The sequence below is a fragment of the Klebsiella michiganensis genome (genome assembly GCF_002925905.1).
GTDB classification, from domain to species: domain Bacteria; phylum Pseudomonadota; class Gammaproteobacteria; order Enterobacterales; family Enterobacteriaceae; genus Klebsiella; species Klebsiella michiganensis.
Map to the genome: position 1 here is coordinate 201543 of NZ_PRDB01000008.1, position 18747 is coordinate 220289.

The 18747-nt window shown below is 60.2% G+C and carries 17 protein-coding genes; 10 read left to right on the forward strand and 7 right to left on the reverse strand.

Annotated features, from left to right (window positions below; translation table 11 throughout):
- The first annotated feature begins 169 nt into the window (after window positions 1-169).
- Window positions 170-955, forward strand: coding sequence for an SDR family oxidoreductase (locus CDA56_RS18025; protein ID WP_103814590.1), 786 nt, complete (start codon window positions 170-172; stop codon window positions 953-955).
- Between the two features lie 194 nt (window positions 956-1149).
- Here the strand turns inward: CDA56_RS18025 and CDA56_RS18030 are convergent, their stop codons facing one another.
- Together CDA56_RS18030 and betT are read right to left on the reverse strand one after the other, a co-directional pair.
- Complete coding sequence (locus CDA56_RS18030; protein ID WP_004130292.1) at window positions 1150-1302, reverse strand: Hok/Gef family protein; 153 nt, start codon at window positions 1300-1302, stop codon at window positions 1150-1152.
- A gap of 222 nt (window positions 1303-1524) precedes the next feature.
- A complete protein-coding gene (betT, locus tag CDA56_RS18035; protein ID WP_025107047.1) occupies window positions 1525-3558 on the reverse strand; it encodes a choline BCCT transporter BetT in 2034 nt (677 codons plus the stop codon).
- Between the two features lie 128 nt (window positions 3559-3686).
- Between betT and betI the strand changes: the two genes are divergently transcribed.
- The 3 genes from betI to betA are packed head-to-tail and all read left to right on the forward strand — an operon-like array spanning window position 3687 to window position 7442.
- Complete coding sequence (gene betI / locus CDA56_RS18045) at window positions 3687-4280, forward strand: transcriptional regulator BetI (RefSeq protein ID WP_014228339.1); 594 nt, start codon at window positions 3687-3689, stop codon at window positions 4278-4280.
- A 10-nt stretch (window positions 4281-4290) separates the two neighbouring features.
- Window positions 4291-5763 carry a betaine-aldehyde dehydrogenase gene (betB, locus tag CDA56_RS18050; protein WP_064358086.1) on the forward strand — a complete coding sequence of 491 codons (1473 nt, stop codon included), beginning with the start codon at window positions 4291-4293 and terminating at the stop codon, window positions 5761-5763.
- A 14-nt stretch (window positions 5764-5777) separates the two neighbouring features.
- On the forward strand, window positions 5778-7442 hold the full coding sequence (gene betA, locus CDA56_RS18055; RefSeq protein ID WP_103814592.1) for a choline dehydrogenase: 1665 nt from the start codon (window positions 5778-5780) through the stop codon (window positions 7440-7442).
- A gap of 52 nt (window positions 7443-7494) precedes the next feature.
- Here betA and CDA56_RS18060 read toward each other — a convergent pair whose 3' ends face one another.
- Complete coding sequence (locus CDA56_RS18060) at window positions 7495-8190, reverse strand: GNAT family N-acetyltransferase (RefSeq protein WP_014228336.1); 696 nt, start codon at window positions 8188-8190, stop codon at window positions 7495-7497.
- 209 nt (window positions 8191-8399) lie between these two features.
- Here CDA56_RS18060 and CDA56_RS18065 point away from each other — a divergent pair, with 209 nt between their 5' ends.
- From CDA56_RS18065 to CDA56_RS18085, 5 genes are all read left to right on the forward strand, one after another.
- Window positions 8400-9968, forward strand: coding sequence for an ABC transporter substrate-binding protein (locus CDA56_RS18065; RefSeq protein WP_103814594.1), 1569 nt, complete (start codon window positions 8400-8402; stop codon window positions 9966-9968).
- A 164-nt stretch (window positions 9969-10132) separates the two neighbouring features.
- Window positions 10133-11182 (forward strand): ABC transporter permease, encoded by a 1050-nt coding sequence (locus tag CDA56_RS18070; RefSeq protein WP_227633041.1) that lies wholly within the window; start codon window positions 10133-10135, stop codon window positions 11180-11182.
- Complete coding sequence (locus tag CDA56_RS18075; RefSeq protein ID WP_064375715.1) at window positions 11182-12015, forward strand: ABC transporter permease; 834 nt, start codon at window positions 11182-11184, stop codon at window positions 12013-12015. The genes CDA56_RS18070 and CDA56_RS18075 overlap by 1 nt, the downstream gene beginning before the upstream one ends.
- Window positions 12008-12844, forward strand: coding sequence for an ABC transporter ATP-binding protein (locus CDA56_RS18080; RefSeq protein WP_103814596.1), 837 nt, complete (start codon window positions 12008-12010; stop codon window positions 12842-12844). Before CDA56_RS18075 ends, CDA56_RS18080 begins: the two co-directional genes overlap by 8 nt.
- Window positions 12831-13535, forward strand: a complete 705-nt coding sequence (locus CDA56_RS18085; RefSeq protein WP_103814598.1) for an ABC transporter ATP-binding protein — start codon at window positions 12831-12833, stop codon at window positions 13533-13535. Before CDA56_RS18080 ends, CDA56_RS18085 begins: the two co-directional genes overlap by 14 nt.
- Before the next feature lie 108 nt (window positions 13536-13643).
- On the opposite strand, the gene CDA56_RS18090 is transcribed toward CDA56_RS18085, so the two are convergent.
- The gene (locus CDA56_RS18090) at window positions 13644-14981 is read right to left on the reverse strand and encodes an aspartate aminotransferase family protein (protein ID WP_038424195.1); all 1338 of its coding nucleotides are present in this window, start codon (window positions 14979-14981) and stop codon (window positions 13644-13646) included.
- A 182-nt stretch (window positions 14982-15163) separates the two neighbouring features.
- On the opposite strand from CDA56_RS18090, the gene CDA56_RS18095 reads away from it, so the two are divergent.
- Entirely contained in the window at window positions 15164-15928 is a 765-nt protein-coding gene (locus CDA56_RS18095) for an SDR family NAD(P)-dependent oxidoreductase (RefSeq protein WP_014228329.1), read from the forward strand.
- Between the two features lie 701 nt (window positions 15929-16629).
- Here CDA56_RS18095 and CDA56_RS18105 read toward each other — a convergent pair.
- From CDA56_RS18105 to CDA56_RS18115, 3 genes are read right to left on the reverse strand one after another with little or no spacing between them, the layout of a single operon-like run.
- Window positions 16630-17391: an amino acid ABC transporter ATP-binding protein gene (locus CDA56_RS18105; RefSeq protein WP_014228328.1), complete on the reverse strand. Its 762-nt coding sequence runs from the start codon at window positions 17389-17391 to the stop codon at window positions 16630-16632.
- Window positions 17384-18049 (reverse strand): amino acid ABC transporter permease, encoded by a 666-nt coding sequence (locus CDA56_RS18110; protein ID WP_025107058.1) that lies wholly within the window; start codon window positions 18047-18049, stop codon window positions 17384-17386. The genes CDA56_RS18105 and CDA56_RS18110 overlap by 8 nt, the downstream gene beginning before the upstream one ends.
- A gap of 14 nt (window positions 18050-18063) precedes the next feature.
- Window positions 18064-18705: an amino acid ABC transporter permease gene (locus tag CDA56_RS18115; protein ID WP_004100025.1), complete on the reverse strand. Its 642-nt coding sequence runs from the start codon at window positions 18703-18705 to the stop codon at window positions 18064-18066.
- Window positions 18706-18747 lie beyond the last annotated feature (42 nt).

An 18747-nucleotide genomic window follows, 5' to 3' on the forward strand; every position in this document is an offset into this window, starting at 1 on the left:
CTGGCATTTTTCAGGTCAGGCTACACAAATCATGTCCCGGAGGCGGTGCTGCGCACCTGTCCGGGCTACCCGACGGCACAAGCCCCGTAGCCCGGACAGGCGCAACGCGCCGCCTCCGGGAACGCCAACACCGGGCATGCTAAAGAATATTTTTTAGAGAGAAATGACTATGATCGCAAAAGATTTTGCCCAACAGCTGTTTAACCTGCAGGACCGCGTGGCCTTTGTCACCGGCGCGGGCAGCGGCATCGGCCAGATGATTGCTTACGGGCTCGCCAGCGCGGGGGCTCGGGTCGTCTGCTTCGATCTCCGCGAAGATGGCGGCCTCGCCGAAACCGTCAAAAATATTGAAGCCATCGGCGGAGAGGCCTGCTACTACACCGGCGATGTGCGCCAGCTTAGCGACCTACGCGCCGGCGTGGCATTAGCGAAAAGCCGCTTTGGCCGCCTCGATATAGCCGTCAACGCCGCCGGGATTGCCAACGCCAATCCGGCGCTGGAGATGGAAACCGAGCAGTGGCAGCGGGTTATCGATATTAACCTGACCGGCGTGTGGAACTCCTGCAAAGCGGAAGCCGAACTGATGCAGGAAACGGGCGGCGGTTCGATTATTAATATCGCCTCGATGTCCGGCATTATTGTTAACCGCGGTCTCGATCAGGCGCACTACAACTGCTCTAAAGCGGGCGTTATCCACCTGTCAAAAAGCCTGGCGATGGAGTGGATCGGCAAAGGGATTCGGGTCAACTCCATCAGCCCCGGCTATACCGCCACGCCGATGAACACCCGCCCTGAGATGGTTCATCAGACCCGCGAATTCGAAAGCCAGACGCCGATCCAGCGCATGGCGAAGGTTGAGGAGATGGCCGGCCCGGCGCTGTTCCTCTCCAGCGATGCCGCCTCGTTCTGCACCGGCGTTGACCTGGTGGTTGATGGTGGTTTTGTCTGCTGGTAGAACGGATTTAGCTTAGAAAAATGCCGGTAAGGGTGAGGTTAACGTCAGCGAAGCAGTATGCAGGGTGGCGGCGCGATTGTTTTAACCGGTCGATGTTCTCTCGCCGTCCATCCTGCCCCCATAAGCAGAAAAAAGGTGCCTTAAGGTTCCTTACCCAGCCTGCGGATAAGCGGGGATAGCTCCCCGCATACCGGCTACTTCTTCGTTTCGTAAGCGAGAACGGCCTTGAACTCCATACTACGTTCTTTGATGCTCAGCTCGCACAGCGAATCGCGCACCATTAACGTCAATCCCAGCGCTGTCAGACACAGCACGATGATTGCCACCAGGGCGTATTTTGTCAGCATCTCGTTGCCTCCATGCGAAGAAGAGGCTACTATCCAACGTGCTAGGGTTGGATCGTGAGCCTCAGGTTGATGGGAACATCTCCTGGGGCTTCGTCTTTCTGAATCCTCACCTAAGCCTGAACGCAGAAAGCCTCAGGCACCCGCCGCCATCATACGCTTCCCTGCGCAATTCACTGTATATTTAACCAGCCGCAATCCTTTTTCAGAAAACGTTTAGATAGCCTACATTCCGGGGAAGGTCACGCTGTTGCCCGGCGCTTCGCGATGCAGATGGATAAAGTTCAAATGACGCTCGTACTGGTCAAGAATATCGGTAATGACCTGCTCTTTGCTGTAGTCCATCAGGTCGTTGCCCTGACTCCCTTCCAGCAGGAAGGTCTCCAGACGATAGTAGGTCGACTTCCCGCTGCGCGCCCGGTAGGTAAAGCCGGGAATGGAGTACTGCTGCGGCCAGATCTGATAAACAAAGTTCTGCTCGTCGCCCATATGCACCAGCAGGTCAAGATGGCCAAGGCTGTCTCCCTCTTCCGGCGGCAGGCTTTTCAGCTCGACGTAAGCGCCGCGCAGCTTCAGCTCCTGAGCCACCTCTTCCATCGCCGGGAAGCACACCGTCTCCATCATCTGGCGGGTATAGCGCGTGCCGGGATAGTTCATCAGCCGCGACAGGCGCTTCTTCCAGCTCAGGCGATCCTGCACGCCGAGCGGTCGCGGGGCGGTGTCGCGGTTGGCGCTCTCGCGGCGATAATCCTCAACCTTCAGCGACTTGTACAATCCCGCCATCACGAAGAAGATCACGAAGCTAAACGGCAGCCCCATAATCACCGTCGCGTTCTGCAGGGCGGAAATGCCGTTAGTCATCAGCATCCCGAGGGTCAGCAGGCCGATAACCACCGACCAGAAGATCCGCAGCCAGTTTGGCGCATCGCTGTTGATATCCTTCAGCTTCGAGGTGAAGTTACCCAGCACCAGCGCCCCGGAATCCGCGGAGGTCACATAGAACAGCAGGCCGGTAATCGTCGCCACCGAAGCGCTAAAGGTAAACGCCGGATACTGCGCCAGCAGGTTATAGAAGCCGCGCTCCGGGTGGGCGACCGCCTCGGCGGCGAAGGCCGCATTGCCGTGGATGATTTCATACAGCGCGCTATTGCCGAACACCGACAGCCACAGCAGGGTAAAGGTGAACGGGATAATCAGCGTTCCTACCACAAACTGACGAATGGTGCGTCCACGTGAAATACGCGCCAGGAACAGGCCGACAAACGGCGACCACGCCACCCACCACGCCCAGAAGAACAGGGTCCAGTTGTTCATCCACTCTACCGGACGATCGAAGGCGAAGCTGTTCAGGGTCATGCCCATAAAACGATTCACATAGTCGCCAACGTTGAGCACCAGCGCGTTGAGCAGAAACTCGGTGTCGCCCATAAACAGGACAAACAGGATCAGCCCGAGGGCCAGCACCACGTTAAGCTCGGAAAGAATACGAATGCCTTTATCCACCCCGGAGGTCACGGAGATGGTGGCGATAATGACCGACAGCACGATCAGCGCCGCTTTCGCGCCCAGCGAGTCCGGAATATCAAACAGCACGTTGAGGCCGTAGTTTAGCTGCACCACGCCAATCCCGAGCGTGGTGGCAATACCAAAAATGGTGCCGATAACGGCGGCGATATCCACGCTGTGGCCGATTGGGCCATTAATCTTTTTGCCGAAGATCGGATAGAGCGCGGAGCGGATGGTCAGGGGTAAATTATAACGATAGCTAAAGTATCCCAGCGCCATCCCCATCAGGGCATACATCGACCAGCCGGTCAGCCCGTAGTGAAACAGCGTCCACACCATCGCCTGGCGCGCCGCCTCCATGGTCTGCCCCGCCCCTTCCGGCGGCTGCATATACTGGGTCACCGGTTCGGCGACGGAGAAGAACATCAGGTCGATACCGATACCGGCGGCGAACAGCATTGCCGCCCAGCTGAGCACGCTAAATTCCGGCTTCGAATGTTCCGGCCCGAGCTTCACCGAACCGAAACGCGAGCAGGCGATGCACACGACAAACACGATATACAGCGTCGCGGCGAGCAAATAGTACCAGCCAAAGGTGCGGGAAACCCAGTTCAGGGTACGGCCAATCCAGGCCGCGGAAAAATCGCTGAAGAAGAGAGTCATCAGGGAAAACAACAAAATCAGTCCGGCGGAAGTGTAAAAAACCACCGGATTGATTTTGTCCTTTTCTCTGCTCGGCGAAAGGTCTGTCATCCATTCTCCTTACTGTTTTTGCAACTATTAGAACCAAAATCGGCAACAATTAAGACACATTTTATATTGAACGTCCAATCAAAAACCGCTTTAATAGATAAACAAAGCTGATGAATGGAGTCTGAGAAATGCCCAAACTGGGGATGCAACCGATACGGCAGCGGCAGCTGATTGACGCCACCCTGGCCGCCATCAATGAAGTGGGAATGCACGATGCCACCATCGCGCAGATCGCCCGGAGGGCTGGCGTATCAACCGGCATCATCAGCCACTATTTCAAGGATAAGAACGGGCTGCTGGAAGCGACGATGCGCGATATCACCGGCCAGCTGCGCCAGGCGGTGTTGGGCCGTCTGCACGCCCTGCCCGGCGCCGGCCCGCAGGAACGCCTGCGCGCCATCGTGGCGGGAAACTTCGACGACAGCCAGATAAGCAGCGCGGCAATGAAGGCCTGGCTCGCCTTTTGGGCCAGCAGCATGCATCAGCCGATGCTCTATCGCCTGCAGCAGGTCAGCAGCCGGCGACTGCTGTCGAATATCGTCTATGAGTTTCAGCGCGCCCTGCCGCGCGAAGAGGCGCAGGAGGCCGGATACGGTCTCGCCGCGCTGATCGACGGGCTGTGGCTACGCGCGGCGCTGAGCGGTAAACCGCTGGATAAAGCCCGCGCCGAAACGCTCGCCGAGCACTTCATCAGCAAATATCTGCCACCGACTTCTCACTAATGGAGGACCCATGTCCCGAATGGCCGAACAGCAGCTTTACATCGACGGTGGTTATGTTTCCGCCACCAGCGGTAAAACCTTCGAGACGATTAACCCCGCCAGCGGGGAAGTGCTGGCGACCGTCCAGGCCGCCGGCCGCGAAGACGTCGACCGGGCGGTAAAGAGCGCCCAAAAAGGGCAAAAAATCTGGGCGGCGATGAGCGCCATGGAACGTTCGCGCATTCTGCGTAAAGCGGTCGATATTCTGCGCGATCGCAACGATGAACTGGCGCGTCTGGAGACTCTCGATACCGGCAAACCGCTGAGCGAAACCGCCGCCGTCGATATCGTCACCGGCGCCGATGTGCTGGAGTACTACGCGGGCCTGATCCCGGCGCTGGAAGGGAGCCAGATCCCGCTGCGCGATAGTTCATTCGCCTACACCCGCCGGGAACCGCTGGGCGTCGTCGCCGGGATCGGCGCCTGGAACTACCCGATCCAGATCGCCTTGTGGAAATCAGCCCCGGCGCTGGCGGCCGGTAACGCGATGATCTTTAAGCCGAGTGAAGTCACCCCGCTCACCGCCCTGAAGCTGGCGGAAATTTACCGCGAGGCGGGACTGCCGGCGGGGGTATTTAACGTGCTGCCGGGCACGGGCGCCGAAACCGGCCAGTATCTCACCGAGCACCCGGACATCGCCAAAATCTCCTTTACCGGCGGCGTCGCCAGCGGCAAAAAAGTGATGGCCAACTCCGCCGCCTCCTCGCTGAAGGAAGTCACCATGGAGCTGGGCGGTAAATCGCCGCTGATCGTCTGCGAAGACGCCAACCTCGACCTCGCCGCCGACATCGCGATGATGGCTAACTTCTATAGCTCAGGACAGGTCTGCACCAACGGCACCCGGGTATTCGTTCCGGCGCGCCTGAAGGCGGCGTTTGAAGAGAAAATCCTCGCTCGCGTGGCGCGTATCCGCCCTGGCGATCTGTTTGCTGAAAGCACCAACTTCGGGCCGCTGGTGAGCTTCCCGCACCGCGATAACGTGCTGCGCTACATCGCGATCGGCAAGCAAGAAGGCGCGCGCCTGCTCTGCGGCGGCGAGGTGCTGAAAGGCGAAGGCTTCGACCGCGGCGCGTGGGTCGCCCCGACGGTGTTTACCGACTGCGATGACCAGATGACCATCGTCCGCGAAGAGATCTTCGGCCCGGTGATGTCGATTCTGAGCTACGACGATGAGGAAGAAGCGGTTCGCCGCGCCAACGCCACCGAATACGGCCTCGCCGCCGGCGTCGTCACGCCGGATTTAAACCGCGCCCATCGCCTGATTCATCGGCTGGAGGCCGGGATCTGCTGGATCAACACCTGGGGCGAATCCCCGGCGGAGATGCCGGTCGGCGGCTACAAGCACTCCGGGATTGGCCGCGAAAACGGCGTGCAGACGCTGCACAGCTACACCCAGATAAAATCCATCCAGGTTGAGATGGGTCAGTTTCAATCCATATTTTAACCAGGAGGTCATTTTTGCAGTTTGACTACATTATTATTGGTGCCGGTTCCGCCGGCAACGTACTGGCTACACGACTGACGGAAGATCCCCAGACCACCGTCCTGCTGCTGGAAGCGGGCGGCCCGGATTACCGTTTCGACTTCCGCACCCAGATGCCCGCCGCGCTGGCCTTTCCTCTACAGGGTCGGCGCTATAACTGGGCCTACGAGACCGAGCCTGAACCGCATATGAACCATCGCCGCATGGAGTGCGGACGCGGGAAAGGCCTCGGCGGATCCTCGTTAATCAACGGCATGTGCTATATTCGCGGCAACGCTATGGATCTCGATAACTGGGCCTCGGCGCCGGGGCTTGAGCACTGGAGCTACCTCGACTGCCTGCCCTACTACCGCAAAGCGGAAACCCGCGATATTGGCCCCAACGACTACCACGGCGGCGACGGCCCGGTCAGCGTCACCACGCCAAAGCAGGGCAACAATCCGCTGTTCCACGCGATGATTGAAGCCGGCGTACAGGCCGGCTACCCGCGCACCGACGATCTTAACGGCTACCAGCAGGAAGGGTTTGGCCCCATGGATCGTACCGTGACGCCGCAGGGACGCCGCGCCAGTACCGCGCGCGGCTATCTCGACCAGGCGCGCGCGCGTCCTAATCTGACCATTCGCACCCATGCGCTGACCGATCATATTATTTTTGCCGGCAAGCGCGCCGTCGGCGTCGAGTGGCTGGAGGGCGACAGCACCGCGCCGTCGAAAGCGACCGCCAATAAAGAAGTGCTGCTCTGCGCGGGCGCCATCGCTTCGCCGCAAATCCTGCAGCGCTCCGGCGTCGGCAGCCCGGAACTGTTGCGCCAGTTCGATATTCCGCTGGTTCACGCCCTGCCCGGCGTCGGCGAGAACCTGCAGGATCATCTGGAGATGTATCTGCAGTACGAATGTAAAGAGCCGGTGTCGCTCTACCCGGCGCTGCAGTGGTGGAACCAGCCGAAAATCGGCGCCGAATGGCTGTTCGGCGGAACCGGCATCGGCGCCAGCAACCAGTTTGAAGCGGGCGGATTTATTCGCAGCCGGGAAGCCTTTGCGTGGCCGAATATTCAGTACCACTTCCTGCCGGTCGCGATTAACTACAACGGCTCAAACGCGGTGAAAGAGCACGGCTTCCAGTGCCACGTCGGCTCCATGCGCTCCCCAAGCCGCGGCCACGTGCGTCTGAAGTCGCGCGACCCGCACGAACATCCGGCGATTCTGTTTAACTATATGTCCAGCGAACAAGACTGGCAGGAGTTCCGCGACGCGATTCGCATTACCCGCGAAATCATGCATCAGCCGGCGCTGGATAACTATCGCGGCCGGGAGATCAGTCCGGGGGCGGAGTGCCAGAGCGATGCCGAGCTGGATGAGTTTGTGCGCAATCATGCGGAAACAGCCTTCCATCCGTGCGGCACCTGTAAAATGGGCTACGACGAGATGGCGGTGGTGGATGGCGAAGGTCGGGTTCACGGGCTGGAAGGCCTGCGCGTGGTCGACGCCTCGATTATGCCGCAGATTATTACCGGCAACCTTAACGCGACCACCATCATGATTGGCGAAAAAATGGCTGACTCCATTCGCGGCCGTCAGCCGCTGCCGAAGAGCACCGCGGCGTATTACGTGGCGAACGGCGCGCCGGTTCGCCGGTAAGAGTAAGCACCCTAACCCTCTCCCTGCGGGAGAGGGTTAGGGTGAGGAAAAACTAGCGAAAATCTTCCAGCCGCTTTAGCTGCCGTCCATCAGCATCAAAGTTCTCCGGCGCCAGCCACGCCCGCAGCGCCGCGTCGCGCGCGGGCCATTCGCTATCGATAATCGACAGCATATCGCTATCGCGGGTGCGTCCTTTGCGCACCATCCTCTGACGAAGACGCCCCTCCCAGGTGAATCCCAGCCGGTCGGCGGCGCGGCGGGAGGCAAGATTCATCGAATCGCACTTCCACTCCAGCCGACGATAGCCGTGAGCAAAACCATTTTGCAGCAGCAGCCACACCGCCTCGGTCCCGAGCGGCGTATTTTTCATCGCCCGCGACCAGGTGACGTGCCCTATCTCCACCGTGCCCATCGCCCGCTCAATCGCCATATAGCTGACCAGCCCGACGGCCCGCTCGGCGCGCAAATCGATAACCGCATACGGCACCAGCCCGTCGTCCATAACCTTACCGGTGATCCAGTTCGCCGTTGACTCCACGCTCTGTGGGCAGGTACTGGCAAGCCAGGTCCAGTCGCTGTCGTCGCCGAGGGCATAGGCGGCAAACAGATCCGCCGCGTGCCGCTCGGTATCCAGCGGCTCCAGCCGGCAAAAGCGGCCATTTAACGCCGTGCGGCGCAGAAGTCCCGCGCCCTGCCACCCTGGCACGCGATCGTTGACCTGCTGACCAAATTCATTAATTTCCGGCACGCTTATCTCTCCCGTAGTGTTATCAAATTGTTATATCAAGAAAGGCGAATGGCCGGAAGATGCCCGGTACGATCGATCGTCATAACCCCTTGGTCTTGCTTATGCTTTTTAAGCATAAACTTAGCCGATCTTTGACTTTACGCCCGTAATTAAGCGGCCTAACGTAGCGAAACATCAATAATCACAATAACTTTTTTCAGGGATCGCATATGACTAAAAAACTGCTGCCGCTGCTGGTGCTCGCCGCGTTATCCGCCGCCGTTGACGCCGCCACGCCGCCGGGGACCCTGGTGGTCGCGCAGGGCCTCGACGATATCGTCAGCCTCGACCCGGCGGAAGCCAACGAACTCTCCAGCATCCAGACGGTACCGAGCCTTTATCAGCGTCTGGTGCAGCCGGACCGCGATAACCCTGAAAAAATCACCCCGATCCTGGCCGAAAGCTGGCAGGCCGATCCGGCGGCGAAAACCCTGACCATTAAGCTAAAGCCCGACGCCAAATTCGCCTCCGGTAACCCGCTGCGCCCGGAAGATGTCATTTACTCGTACACCCGCGCGGTCATCCTGAACAAATCGCCGGCGTTTATTCTTAACGTCCTCGGCTGGCAGCCGGATAACATCGCCAGCCAGCTGAAGAAGGTAGACGACCATACCCTGGAGCTCCGCTGGATCGCCGACGTCAGCCCGGCGGTGGCGCTGAATATTCTCTCCACGCCGATCGCCTCTATCGTCGATGAGAAACAGGTCGCCCCGAACGCCAAAGATAACGACTTCGGTAACGGCTGGCTGAAAATGCACTCGGCGGGCAGCGGCGCGTATAAAATGCGGGTCTATCAGCCGCATCAGGCCATCGTGCTGGAGGCCAACAGCAGCGCACCCGGCGGCGCGCCGAAGCTGAAAAGCATCATTATTAAGAACGTTCCGGACCCGGCCTCACGTCGTCTTCTCATCCAGCAGGGTGATGCCGACGTGGCGCGCGATCTCGGCGCCGACCAGATTGCGGCTCTACAGGGTAAACCGGGCGTCAAGGTCCTCAGCATCCCTTCCGCTGAGCAGAACTATCTGGTCTTTAATACCGGCAACAGCGCCAACCCGCTGCTGAAAAACCCGGCCTTCTGGGAAGCGGCGCGCTGGCTGGTGGATTACAACGGCATCACGAAAGATTTGCTGAAGGGGCAATATTTCGTCCATCAGAGCTTCCTGCCGGTCGGCCTGCCGGGCGCGCTGGACAATAACCCATTTACATTCAACCCGCAAAAAGCCAAAGATATCCTCGCTAAAGCCGGCATCAAAGAGGCGCATTTCACCCTCGACGTCGAAAACAAGCCGCCGTTTATCACCATCGCCCAGTCGATGCAGGCGAGCTTCGCCCAGGGCGGCGTGAAGGTGGATTTGCTGCCGGCCGCGGGTAGTCAGGTCTATGCTCGCGTGCGCGCCAAACAGCATCAGGCGGCGATTCGGCTGTGGATCCCTGACTATTTCGATGCCCACTCTAACGCCAGCGCCTTTGCGTACAACGACGGTAAATCCAGTACCGTCGCCGGGCTAAACGGCTGGCAGATCCCGGAGCTGAATAAAGCGACCCTGGCGGCAGTCGCCGAGCCGGACTCAGCGAAGCGCCTGGATCTGTATAAAAATATGCAGGAGGCGCTGCAGCGCAGTTCGCCTTACGTGTTTATCGATCAGGGTAAAACCCAGATTGTGGTTCGCGATAACGTGAAAGGTTATCAGCAGGGTCTCAATGCCGATATGGTCTGGTATGACCGGGTAACCAAATAACGCCTGGGGCAGGTACGATCGGGTAGCCCGGACAGGCGCAACGCGCCGCCTCCGGGAACGCAGGCCCCGATACCTTATGTTTTCCCGGTGGCGCTGCGCTGACCGGGCTACAACAACAGATCGCGCCAGCTGATAACACTGTACTTTTTACCAACGGAATAACCATGTCTGCTGTGTTACCCCCCCGAGCAGAGCGGCGCGCAAAACGCCCCCTGCTCGCACTGTTTCAGGGACTGCTGACGCTGGCCCTGACGCTGCTCGGCCTGCTGCTGGTGACCTTTGCGCTCTCGGCGCTGTCGCCGGTTGATCGGGTGCTGCAAATCGTCGGCGACCACGCCAGTCAGTCCACCTATGATCAGGTACGTCACCAGCTCGGCCTCGACCAGCCGTTGCCGCTGCAGTTCTGGCGCTATCTGGTGAATCTCGCCCACGGCGATCTCGGTATCGCCAGCTCAACCGGCCAGCCGGTGCTGCACGACCTGCTTGCCGCGTTCCCGGCCACCCTCGAACTGGCCACGCTGGCGTTGATTATCGGCGCGCTGTCGGGCGTTATCGCAGGCGTTCTCTGCGCCCGCTACGTCGGCTCGCCGTGGGATCTGGCGATGCGCACCTTTACGCTGCTCGGCAACTCGGTGCCGATCTTCTGGCTCGGTCTGCTGATGCTGGCGCTGTTTTACGCCAAACTGCAGTGGACGCCGGGGCCGGGGCGGCTGGACGATATCTATCAGTACACCGTCGAACCGCGCACCGGCTTTGCGCTCATTGATACCTGGCTCTCGGGTGATAAAGAGGCGGTTAAAAACGCCGCCGGGCATCTGCTGCTGCCGGTGCTGCTGCTGGCCTATTATTCTCTGGCGAGCATCACTCGCCTGACCCGTTCCGCCTGCCTGAGCGAAATGAACAAAGAGTACATCCTGCTGGCGCGCGCCAAAGGGGCCGGTGAGATGACGATTCTACTGCGTCACGTCCTGCCCAATATCCGCGGCACCCTGCTGACGGTGACCGCCCTCACCTGGACCTCCATGCTGGAAGGCGCGGTGTTGACCGAAACCGTCTTCTCCTGGCCGGGAATTGGCCGCTATCTGACCACCGCGCTCTTTGCCGGCGATACCACGGCGATTATGGGCGGTACTCTGCTGATCGGCGCGAGCTTTGTGCTGATTAATAACCTCACCGACCTGCTGGTGCGGCTGACCGACCCGAGGATACGCTGATGCCGGGCTATCTGTTTTTACGCCGCCTGCGCCGTTCTCCCGCCGCCTTTTGCGGTCTGATCATCATTACGTTACTCCTGCTGACTGCGCTCTTTGCGCCCTGGCTGGCTCCGCTCGACCCGAACTGGCAGGACGCCGCCGCGCGGCTGCAGGGTCCGGGCGCGCAGCACTGGCTCGGCACCGACAGCTACGGCCGCGATCTTCTCTCAAGGCTGATTTTCGGCACCCGTCCGGCGCTGGGGCTGGTCGCGCTGGTGACGGCGATTACGCTCCCCGCCGGTCTGCTGGTGGGGATCCTGTCCGGCTATTACGGCGGCTGGCTGGAACGCGTGCTGATGCGTTTTACCGACGTGGTAATGTCGATGCCGCGGCTGATTCTGGCCTTCGCGTTTGTCGCGATGCTCGGCCCGGGCCTGGTGAACGGCGCCCTGGCGCTGGCGCTGACGACCTGGCCCGCTTACGCCCGTCAGGCGCGCAGCGAAATTCAGCGCCTGCGCCACAGCGACTATCTGGCGGCGGCGGAGATGATGGGCATTCGCGGCTGGCGTCTGCTGATTGGCCATATTCTGCCGCTCTGTCTGCCCTCGGCCATCGTCCGGCTGGCGCTGGATCTAGCCGGGATTATTCTCGCCGCTGCCGGTCTTGGCTTCCTCGGCCTCGGCGCCCGCCCGCCAATGGCGGAATGGGGCGCGATGATCGCCGACGGCATGCAGGTCATTTTCGACCAGTGGTGGATCGCCGCCGCCCCTGGCGCCGTTATCCTGATCGCCAGCCTGGCGTTTAACCTGCTGGGCGATGGCCTGCGCGACGTTCTGGAGCCGCAACATGACTGATACTCGCCTGATCGTTCAGGGATTGACCATCGACTATCCCACCGCCAGAGTGGTGGACCATTTAAGCTTCACGCTCGGCAACGAGCGGCTGGCGCTGGTCGGCGAATCCGGCTCCGGTAAATCCATGACCGCCCGCGCCCTGATGGGGCTGGTACGCCGGCCCGGCGTCGTCAGCGCCGAGGCGCTCAACGTGCTGGGGCGCGATGCATTAACCCTTCGCGAACGCGGCTGGCGCGAGCTACGCGGCAACGATATAGCGATGGTGCTGCAGGACCCGCGCTACGCGCTCAATCCGGTAAAAAGCATTCAGGCGCAGCTGGAAGAGGCATTAACTCTGCATCAGCGCCTTAGCCGCCGCGCGCGGCTGGAGGCGGTCAAAGCCGCCGTTGCCGCCGTCGGTCTGGATTTACCGGTGCTCAACCGTTATCCAGGCGAACTCTCCGGGGGGATGGGCCAGCGGGTGATGATTGCCCTTTCGCTGCTCAATAATCCGCAGGTGCTGATCGCCGATGAGCCCACTTCAGCCCTCGATGCCCGGCTGCGCAATCAGATCCTCGAACTGCTGGTAGAGCAGAGCGAACAGCGGCGGATGGCGATGCTGTTGATTAGCCACGACCTGCCGCTGGTGGCCGAGCACTGCCAGCGGGTGCTGGTCCTGTATCAAGGGGAAAAGGTCGATGAGATGGCGGCGCGAGATCTGCCGACGGCGACGCATCCCTACACCCGTACGCTCTGGACCTGTCGCCCGGCCTCGCAAACTTACGGTCAGATGCTGCCGACCCTCGACCGAACCCTGAACTTGACGGAGGCGGCGCATGGCGGTCGTTAATCTCAAGGATTTACAGGTTATTTTTGGCGAAAAAACCGCGGTGTCCGCCGCCAGCTTTGCCGTTGACGCGAGAGAAACGTTCAGCCTGATCGGCGCATCCGGCTGCGGAAAATCGACTATTCTGCGGGTATTAGCCGGGCTGCAGCGGGACTGGCGCGGCCGCGTTGAACTGTTCGATAAGGCCATTACGCCGGGCGCGCGTTTTCAGGGCGAGCTGCGGCGCAACGTACAGACGGTGTTTCAGGACCCGTACGCCTCGCTGCATCCCAATCATACGCTATGGCGCACGCTGGCGGAGCCGCTGAAAATTCACGCTATCGGCGAGATCGAACATCGGGTGTCCACCGCCCTGCAAGAGGTGGGGCTGCCTGCCGACGCCGCGCGCCGCTATCCGCACCAGCTTTCCGGCGGCCAGCGCCAGCGGGTGGCGATTGCTCGCGCGCTGCTGCTGCGGCCAAAGATTCTGCTGCTGGATGAGCCAACGTCGGCGCTGGATATGTCGGTGCAGGCGGAAATACTGAATCTGCTCAATCGGCTAAAGCAGGAGCACGGAATGACCTATCTGCTGGTCAGCCACGATGCCGATGTGATTGCCCATATGTCGGACCGGGCGGCGTTTATGGCGGAAGGCGTGATTCAGCGCTTCTTTGACCGCGAAGCGCTGGTGAACGGCGAACATCGGATAGGCTGAAAACCCGCCCCCGCTCGCGCTACGCTTCGCGGGGCTACGGGTTCGCCGCCATTTGCGAGAAGGTCGCCCGGGTAAGGCGTTTACGCCGCGACCCGGGAAATCATCCCCTTATTTCGCCAGGCTCGCGAAGCGGGCGAATACCGCATCAAAAATCGCCAGCCCTTTTGCCACCTGTTCAGCGCTGATGGTGCACGGCGGCACCACGTGAATGCGGTTCTCCACCACAAACGCCAGCAGGCCGGCCTCGGTTAACGCGCCTTTAATGGCCGCCATATCGGCAGCGGTCAGCGGAGTTTTCCGCTCGCGGCTGCTGACCAGCTCCAGCGCCTGGAACAGACCGCGGCCGCGTACGTTGCCGATAATCGCGTGCTTCTCCGCCAGCGCTTCCAGCCCCGGACGCAGCACCTCGTTGCCGATGGTCGCCGCGTTCTCCACCACCTTCTCTTCCTTCATCGCGTCAATGGTGGCGACAATCGCCGCCATCGCCAGCGGATGGCCGGAATAGGTCAGCCCCCCGGCAAAGAAATGGTCATCAAAGTAGCGGGCGATTGGCTCGCTAATCAGCACGCCGCCGGCCGGGACGTAGCCGGCGTTAACCCCTTTGGCGAAAGTCACCAGATCCGGCACCACGCCATCTTGCTCGAAGGCGAACCAGCTCCCGGTACGACCAAAACCGGCCATCACTTCATCGAGGATCAGCACAATGCCAAACTCGTCGGCCAGCGCCCGCACGCCCTGCATATAGCCCTCCGGCGGGACAAGAATCCCGGCGGTGCCAGGAATCGACTCCAGCAGAATCGCGGCTATCGCGTTCGGGCCTTCGCACTCGATCATCCGCCGCAGATGGGCCAGCGCGCGCTGGCACTCCTCCTCTTCCGTCGTGGCGTTAAATTCGCTGCGGTAGAGATAGGGATTAAAGAAGTGCACGTGACCGCGGGAATACTCATTCGGCACGCGGCGCCAGTCGCCGGTGGCGGCAATCGCGCTGCCGGTATTGCCGTGATAGGAGCGATAGGCGGAGAGCACTTTATCGCGCCCGGTATAGAGCCGCGCCATACGGATGGCGTTCTCGTTGGCGTCGGCGCCGGCATTGGTGAAGAACACTTTGCTAAAGCCTTCCGGCGCCAGCTCGACAATCCGCTTCGCCGCTTCGCCGCGGGCGAGGTTGGCGGTGGCGGGCGCGATGGTCACCAGCTCTTCCAGCTGGGCTTTCATCGCCGCCAGAACGCGAGGATGCTGATAGCCAATGTTGACGTTGACCAGCTGGCTGCTGAAATCCAGGTAAGTATTGCCTTCGTAATCCCACAGCTCGCAGCCTTTTGCCCCGGCGATCACCAGCGGATGTAAATTGCCCTGCATCGACCATGAATGAAACACATAAGCGCGATCCAGCTGCCGAACTTCATCATTGCTTATCGCTACCTCGTTCTGTAGTGCCAGCTTCATACCCTGCCCTCTCTCATGTCGTTGTTGTTGTCCTCATCATTGGCCGTGCGGGGGAGAAACGGATAGAGCCAGTCAGGCGAAAATGATGTGACACCGTGTCACATCGCCGCGCGCCGACTGGCCCTGTGCCCGCGCGCGCGCGGTTTTTATAGTGGGAGCGACAACCTGCACAGGAGAATGAAATGGCAACGAGCAAAGTGGTGTTTATTACCGGGGCGACCTCGGGATTTGGGGAAGCAGCGGCGCAGGTCTTCGCCGATGCGGGCTGGTCGCTGGTGCTGAGCGGACGCCGTTTTGCGCGGCTGAAGACGTTACAGGATAAGCTCGCCTCGCAGGTGCCGGTGCACATTATCGAACTCGACGTACGCGATAGCGATGCGGTGGCCGCGGCCGTGGCGGCGCTGCCCGCGGGCTTCGCCGATATCACGACGCTGATTAACAACGCCGGGCTGGCGCTGTCGCCGCAGCCCGCGCAGAAAGTGGATCTGGACGACTGGAAAACGATGATCGACACCAACGTCACCGGGCTGGTCAACGTGACCCACGCGCTGCTGCCGACGCTGATTAACCACGGCGCGGGCGCGAGCATCATCAATATCGGCTCTATCGCCGGGCAGTGGCCCTACCCCGGCAGCCACGTCTACGGCGCCAGTAAGGCTTTCGTGAAGCAGTTCAGCTATAACCTGCGCTGCGATCTGCTCGGGACCGGGGTGCGCGTGACCGATCTCGCGCCGGGTATTGCCGAAACGGAATTTACCCTGGTGCGCACCAAAGGCGACCAGGCGGCGTCGGACAACCTGTATCGCGGTACCACGCCGCTGAGCGCGCGGGATATTGCCGAACAAATGTTTTACATCGCCACGCTGCCGGACCATATGAATATCAACCGGGTCGAGGTGATGCCGGTGCGTCAGGCCTGGCAGCCGTTCGCGATCGATCGGGATTAAGGTTTGGTAGAGCGGAGAGGCGCGTAAGCGCCGCCTCCGGGAATGTTTCATGCAGCTACGGATATGTCTCTGAAACAACGTGTTATGCAGCGATGCCCTGGCCCCCGCTGAAATCGGCGAACCGGAGGATCGAAGACAAGGGCTGGCCGCCAGGGATGGCGGACAGAGGCGAATCGAGACAGTGATGTCGAGTTGAGCCGACCGCGGGCTGAGGACCGGGAGGTGAGCGCAGTGCGCAGCACCGATTTCTTTGCGGGACCGCGGGGATTGTAAAGGGGGAGACGGTTTTCTCCCCCTTTACCCGTTCACGTACCACGGTGAGACATTTTCTGCGAAATAGCGGTGAACGGAACCCCTACCACACCGTCCCGGAAGCGGCGCTTGACGCGCCTGTCCGGGCTACCCAATCTGCCACCCTCCAACACCGAGCCCGAAAATCCCGGGTCGCGGCGTAAACGCCTTACCCGGGCTACTCCCCTGCATATCACGTTGTTTCAGAGGCATATCGTAGCTGCATGAAACTCCCCCGGAGGCGGCGCTTGACCCGCCTGTCCGGGCTACTCGATCTGCCACCCTCCAACACCGAGCCCGGAAATCCCGGGTCGCGGCGTAAACGCCTTACCCGGGCTACTCCCCGCTGACGGCTGGAAACCCGTAGCCCCGGTAAGCGCAGCGCGACCGGGGAGAACGGCCGCTGATGCTTACCGGCTGCTCTGCAAAAACTGCCTGACGCGCTCAGAATCCGGGTTGGTGAAAAACTTCTCCGGCGGCGCTTTCTCAATCAACAACCCCTTCTCAAGAAACACCACCTCATCCGAGACCTGGCGCGCAAAGTCCATCTCGTGGGTCACCACCACCATCGTGTAGCCCTCGGCGGCCAGCGCCTTCATCACACCCAGCACCTCATTGACCAGCTCGGGGTCCAGCGCGGACGTCGGCTCATCAAACAGAATCACCTCCGGCGACATCGCCAGCGAACGGGCAATCGCCACCCGCTGCTTCTGTCCACCGGAGAGCGTAATCGGGTAAACGTCGGCTTTATGCGCCATCCCCACTTTCTCCAGCTGCTGCATGGCGATAGCTTTCGCTTCATCACGCTTCATCCCCTTCACGTGCAGCAGCGCTTCGCTGACGTTCTGCTGCACCGTCAGGTGCGGCCACAGGTTAAAGCTCTGAAACACCATGCCAACCCGCTCGCGGATTTTCGACAGCTGGCGATGGGACATCGCGCGGCCATTATGCTCATCAATCCCCAGCCGCTGGCCGCTGATGCGGATCTCGCCGCGATCCGGCTGTTCCAGCCAGTTCATGCAGCGCAGCAGCGTCGATTTACCCGACCCCGACGAGCCGAGAATGCTCACCACGGTCCCCTTTTCTACCGTCAGGTTGATATCACGCAGAACTTCCACGTTATCAAACTGTTTAGAGACGTTTTTGACGCTTACAGCAGTAGTATCAGACATGACTCATTCCTCTTCTGACTCCCCAGGCGCTCAGGCGTTTAATCAGCAGCTCCACCAGGATGCTGATCGCCCAGTAGAGCCCAATCGCGACGATAAAAGCGTTAAACGGGATAAAATAGGTGGCCTGCACGCTGTTAGCCGCGGCGGTTATCTCCTGGACGGTGATAATGCTGAGGAAAGCGGTATCTTTCAGGCAGATAATCAGCTGGTTCCCCATCAGCGGGAGCGCGGAAGAGAGAATATTGGGCAGAATAATGCGGCGGAATATTTTGTAGCGCGAAAACCCCTGCGCGACCGCCGCCTCGATATAGCCACCGGAAAATACCCGCCGCTGGCTGCGCAAAATCTCAAAGAAATAGGCGCCGTGGTAGATAATTAAGGCAATTAAGCCGGCGGTCCAGGGCTCCATACTAATACCCACTTGCGGCAGCCCGTAATAGAGCAAATAGGCGAGGATCAAAAAGGGAATCGCCCGCATTAAGCTGACAAAGGCAATAATAAGCCGGTTAAGGGTTTTCTTTTGATATTCGCTTAAATAGCACAGGACAACGCCGATAATTAATCCGGCAATTGCCGCGGTAATAAAAAGCTCAAGGGTGGCGAGTAAACCGGCAATAAAGCTGTCGCGCACCGACCAGATAACGGCCCACTGATTCATAGCACCTCCCGTATTTATCGTGCCAGACGCTTCGCTTTACGCTCGGCCATTCCCTGCAGTTTCAGCAGCAGGCCAATAATCACCACGTACAGCAGACCCGCCGCCAGGATTGGCGAAAGCGGTTCATAGGTGACCGAAGAAATCCGGTTAGTGACGCGCGTCAAATCCACCACGCCAATCACCGCAATGGCCGGACTGCCCTTAATCAGGAACGACATCTCGTTAACCAGCGCGGGCAGGCTTTCAATCCACATCTGCGGCAGCATGATGTAGCGGAAGTAGGCCCAGCGGCGCATCCCGACCGACTCCGCCGCTTCCCGCTGTTCGCGGGGAAAAGTGCGAAAGGCGTTGCGCCAGATTTCGGCGTTAAAGGCCGAGGTATTGAGCGTCAGCGCCACTATCGCTGCTACGTTTTTGTCGAGGTTAATCCCGACGGTCGGCAGAGAAAGAAACAGGAACAGCACCAGCGTGACCAGCGGCGTCGCGCGGGCGAGGCTGATATAGACCACCAGCAGTTGATCGATAACCGGAATGCGCAGCATGCGCACCAGCGCAATTAGCAGGCCAATCACCACCCCAAAGGCAATAGCGATGGCCGAAATCCAGAGGGTCGTCCATGCGCCTTCAATCAGTAACTGCCAGGAAATTGCATCCATGAAGCCCTCCTTCACTCAACGGGCGGCGGTTACCCGCCGCAG